This window comes from Candidatus Ruminimicrobium bovinum (genome assembly GCF_902760015.1).
Lineage (GTDB): Bacteria > Elusimicrobiota > Endomicrobiia > Endomicrobiales > Endomicrobiaceae > Ruminimicrobium > Ruminimicrobium bovinum.
Map to the genome: position 1 here is coordinate 1 of NZ_CACWEU010000058.1, position 5,470 is coordinate 5,470.

At 23.1% G+C, this 5,470-nt stretch carries 4 protein-coding genes and 1 pseudogene; all 5 read right to left on the reverse strand.

Annotated elements, in window-relative coordinates; translation table 11 throughout:
- Positions 1-355 precede the first annotated feature (355 nt).
- The gene (locus ACMUOV_RS02065; RefSeq protein WP_413853312.1) at positions 356-1,726 is read right to left on the reverse strand and encodes a phosphoethanolamine transferase; all 1,371 of its coding nucleotides are present in this window, start codon (positions 1,724-1,726) and stop codon (positions 356-358) included.
- Positions 1,654-2,265, reverse strand: coding sequence for a hypothetical protein (locus ACMUOV_RS02070; protein ID WP_413853314.1), 612 nt, complete (start codon positions 2,263-2,265; stop codon positions 1,654-1,656). The genes ACMUOV_RS02065 and ACMUOV_RS02070 overlap by 73 nt, the downstream gene beginning before the upstream one ends.
- Before the next feature lie 953 nt (positions 2,266-3,218).
- Positions 3,219-3,671: pseudogene (locus ACMUOV_RS02075) on the reverse strand (DUF1524 domain-containing protein); the annotation flags it as partial.
- Between the two features lie 42 nt (positions 3,672-3,713).
- Positions 3,714-5,081, reverse strand: a complete 1,368-nt coding sequence (locus tag ACMUOV_RS02080) for a DUF262 domain-containing protein (protein WP_413853316.1) — start codon at positions 5,079-5,081, stop codon at positions 3,714-3,716.
- Positions 5,082-5,115: 34 nt separating this feature from the next.
- A partial coding sequence (locus tag ACMUOV_RS02085; RefSeq protein WP_413853318.1) for an AAA family ATPase occupies positions 5,116-5,470 on the reverse strand: 355 nt, incomplete at its 5' end.

Below are 5,470 nucleotides of genomic sequence, written 5' to 3' on the forward strand. Positions count from 1 at the left end.
AATGGTAATTTTACCCTTTTTGCAAAGTGAAGTCTACTTCACAAAAATAATATTTTTACACTTTTTGCGGAATAATCTTATTATATTACATATAATACTTTGTGCTGTAGCCATATATCCAACATTATTTATATATAATTGAAAAAAACTCAATCAATTTTTCAATAAAAAACTTAAAAGTTTTGATTTAAAATCACATATGTGTTCTTATCTGTTTCAAAAATGTAATCTGTTTTGTTTTTTTGATTATTTGGTCCGTCCAACACCCAAAAAAGATGTGCAACATTCGGAAAATAGTATTTTACTATATCAAAATAATGTGCATCACAAGAAACAAAATCAACGATACTATCATCTAATTTTTTATATATTCGGATAATAACTCCGGAAATTTACCAGATTGTGTCCAACTGCTAATATAATAATTTAAATAAAAAGATGTGTAATATCCGTCTTTTTTAAAAATATCCAATGCCGTCGGATTTGGACTTTCAACAACAATATGATCTCTTTGTAATTTATTATCTTCCACTATTTTATTTAAATTTATTAAAGCTTCTTCTTTGTTGCTCTGTTCCAGATTTTTAAAATCAAGCCATAAATATTTTTGTTCCAAACCTTTTATATTTTTTAACATATCAGCCAAATTTTCATCTCCGTCTATATTATCATGACTTACATTAAAACTTTGTTTTTTACTATTAAAGTATATAGCCATTTCAAAACCTGTATAAAGGTCAAAATATTTTTTTAATCTCTCTTTTTGGTTTACCCGATGTAACCATATTGACCTTTTGGTAATAGTTATATTTCTTTTGGTTTTATATTCACTTTTAGGTATATTGTAATATTTTAAAATGTTTTCAATATTATTAAAATCCATGGTAATAGGTTTATCATTTAAAGTTCTAAATCTATTTATATTGTTATTATAATTTTCATTTGTAATATCATTTTCTTGTTCATATATTTCAGGTATTTTTATATTCAAAATACCAAGCAATAAGTCAAATAATAAATCATTAGTCCAAAAATATTTCTTATTATTACATAAATTTATATATTTTTGTTTGTTGCTTTTTATATATGAATCAGATAAAAAAACATAGAGTGGTATATATGTCATATTTGGAACATATTGCGAAGCATCATGAAACAAATTTTGATCTACGGCATCCGCATGATCCGCACAATATATTAAAGCTTTAAAGTTAGGAATATCTTTTACTGTTTCAAAAATGCTTTTTACAACATAATCGTTATATAAAATACTATTATCATATTTTGCAATTCTGGAATTTTTATCTTTAAACACATCAAATTCTTTTGAATAACGATCTTCGTAAGAACTATGATTTCCCATTAAATGTATCACTATGAACATATTATCATAAAGTTTTATTGATTTTAATTTTTGTATTAGTTTTATATCATACCATGTAGTTCTGGTAGTTTCACCATAATTATCGTTTATCCATTTTTGTTGTTGAGCAGAGTCTGCAATTACACTTACAGGTGTATCCCATCCGCCATAATGAATTTGGTTACTTAACCAAACGGTTTGTATATCCGCAGCTTTTGCTACATCTAAAATTGATATTGCTTTGGACATATCAATTTTATTGTATTGATTTTTAGATGTTAATGCATAACTTAAAACCGGCACGGTATGTGTATGGTATGAATATATGTTTTCAAATTTAATAAAATTTTTTTCATTTTCCATGGAATCCAACCATGGTGTTGTTTTTTATTATATCTGTAAGCCGACATGTGTTCTTTATTCTGAGATTCTCCTATTACAAGAACATAAACACCTTTATTTATATTTTCTTTTTCATCAATTTTTATATCTCTAATTTTCCTTTCGGCTACCTGTTCTTTAAACTTTTCATACTCTTTAAGTTTGTTTGTTGTGTCAGTTAATATTTGTGCAACAATGTTATATTTGTATCTATACATTAAAAATATATTTAAACATACGGATATTATTAATATAACTAATAAAAATTTTCTGTTTTTGGTATTATTCAATACTAATTTATTGTTGAATCTTAAAATAAAAAAAGAAATTATTAATAGTATATTTAAACCTATAATTTGTTTTATTCCGATAAAATCATATATATATGATTTTGCTTCACCGATATTTGTTTGAAAAATAGCTAAAATTGTGTCGGTATTAATGAAACTGTCTGAAATAAAAAAATATTGCCAAATAAATAGAGTTGGAAACAAGAAAAGAAATTGTAATATATAACTCAATAATTTAAATTTTTTGTAAAAAAAACAAATTAAAATTAAATATAAGTTTGTTATCCCTACATAAAAAGCAATTAAAAATTTGATACTGTCATGATCAAAAGTTTGATTGTTAAATATTTTGATAAATAATATGCTTATAAAAAACAAAAATATCAAAATAAAATTTTTATAATATTGCTTTTGAGATACAAACAATAAAGATACAATATTAATGACAACGGAACAAAACAAGAATATTTTTATATGTCTAATGTCTATATACCTAAGATTTAAAAAGTCTATTAATAAAAGAAATAAAAATAAAATAATTATTGATACTACGAAGTTAATTACAGTTTTTTTATTAATAAAATTAAGCATATTTATCTCTCCCGTTTTTTCTTATTTTATTACATTATTCACAAAAACACATCCTATTTTCTTGTATTTTATCAAAATAAATTATTATTTACTATGTATTGTATTTGTTATCCTGTTATTGACCTCAAAGAATATATTAAATATATCTTCGGTAAGTTTGATACTGTTTTGGAATATAAAAGTAATTTATATAAAATATTTGGAATAAAAAATAACATTGGTATAAAAGCCGATGTTATTTCGAAGGATTTATTGTTCAAAAACTCTATAAATTTCTTTAAGAGTTCCAATCATACATGCACGGGTCGTCTATTAAACGACTTTAAATATAAGTGTTTATCGTCTATAAACTTATCAAAAATTAAAGCAACTTTCAAGCTATTATACGAACTTTATAACTGTTATGCTTTTAGCTTTTTAAACCTTAATTTTGACCTTTTAACAAGATTAAAGAACTTTAAAAACATTTATAGCAAACATCAATTCTACAATATAATAATATAATATAAAAATTCGTGTTGAAAAACAACTTGTAAAATTTTGAACTTTTAACTTACTGTATCTTATCACCGGAGCAGTATTAATATGATATGTTATATTTCTGGTGTCCAAATTTGTTTTACTATCTCAAATAGTAATTTACTTCTACGTTCTAAAGCATCTTTATCAAACTTTTTTTCGCTTTCAAATTTAATACCTGTTTTTGCTTCAAACCTTAAATTAAAATCTTCAAATCGTTTATTTGAATGATACCAATTTTCTGTTAATGTTCTTGCCCAAATAAAACTATTGCTATATGTCTTTAATTTTTCCGAATATGGTTCATTTCCAGAACTTTCATTATCTCTACCATATAGCAACAACAAACCTCCTATTCTATTCCTTTCATTTTCAAACTCTTGTTCATCTTTAAAATATGATTTGTTTTCTTCGTTTTTTGACAATATATGTTCTCTATGATAATTCTTTTTCATTGATATATTATAAATATTATCAATCATTTCTGTACCTATTTCTTTACATAAATATTGTTCTACTCTTGCGAAAAAATATTTTAAAAAATCAACTTTTAAATTATTATATCCTCTTTAGCTAAATCTGTTGTAATCCAACAAAGTTTCAACATTATCTTTGTCTGTTTTTTCTTTTATTATATCTACTAAAATGGAATTAAATATTCTTCTATAATTTTCACAATCTGCACCTTTCAACAATTTATTTAAATTGTATTGTATCTCTGTATATTCATTGCTATCATAAAAACCATTTAACTTTAAAAGCATATACATTCTGTCAATTTCATAAGAAATGTTTTTTATCTTTTCTTCTTCGTTACTATCATTAATACTACAAGCTGAGATTATATTTTGATATTGACCGTTCAAATCATTAATTTCTTTATTATAATCAACAAATTCATATTTGGTTTTAGATGTTATTTTGTTATACAATTTTGAATAATATTCTAAATCTGTTTTTATAAAATTTTTAATATTTTCTATATGAGAAAAATCTTCTTTCCTAAACTTTAAATCTTTAGCTATATCATTGTCTTCAAAAATATATCTATGATATTCATTATTTATTGGAGTTTCTATTTTAGAATTTTTTGTATATACATATTTAGCTTTCATATAATTCTGGAAAAATTCATCTTCTTTATCCGATATTTTACTTAAAGATTTTTCCCAGAAGTCATTATAAGTTTCAATATCACTTTTATCTAAAGCCCCCAACATTTTACCTTTTAATATTTCAAATGGTTTTAGAGCTACTCCTCTATCATTTATTACTTCAAATACCATAGGAGTATCGTTTTGATTTATATTTGCTTTTATTAATATTAGTTTTTCTAAAAAAAAGTGAGTAAATGCTTCTAATTTTTTTTCATCCAAAATTTGTTTTTTATCACCAATATATAAAAAATCATTAAAATATTTAGAAATATCTCTAAATCTTCCTAAGATATTTTCCTCTGTTATTGTTTTTGGTTCTTTTATTTTAAAAATAAAATCCATTACTTCCCTTCTTTTATCATTATCTATTAAACATATATTTCCTTCGTAACTATCATCTGCAAATATGCATCTTTTTATTATTCCTATTAAGCTATGAAATTTTTTAGAATTAGTGTTTAATAAATGATATAACTTGGTAGCTATTAAGCATAAAGTTGTTAATCTTTGTTGTCCATCAACTATATATTGTTTACCACTATCTTTATCTTTATTTATTAAACAGATATTTAAATAATACCAGTTGTATTTGTTAATTGTTTCTTGTGTAATATCTACATCTGGTTTATATGATTGATTAAAATGATAAGTAATATCATTTAATAAAGTTTTTACTACATTTGTCTTCCAAATATATTCTCTTTGGTAAAAATCAATATAATATATTTCAGCTTTTAAAATTTTCTCTAAAGGTTCAACTTTTGAATCTATATATCCCATTATTTTCTCCTTAAAATTTTATAGTAATACAATTCTATTTCATCATTTTTTTATAATGTTCTTCATATCCGTTTTCTTTAAAAACTAATTTAAAAGCTTCTTTATAACTATTATAATCAAAATCAGTCGATGTAAAAAAATTTATCATATCAGAATGGGATTCTCTATTCATATATCTGTAAAAAGAACGATATTTTATATTATTCAATGGCTCTTTTTGAAATACATTATAATAATCCTTCTTTTCTACAAAGCCAAAGAAACATTCCATTACTTGTCTCATACAATTTGCCAGTAATGCGGGAGAAGAATTACTATCTTTAATAATATCCCAATATGAATGATAATCATTTTTTATATCTTCTCCCATAGGTTCTATTTTACTACTA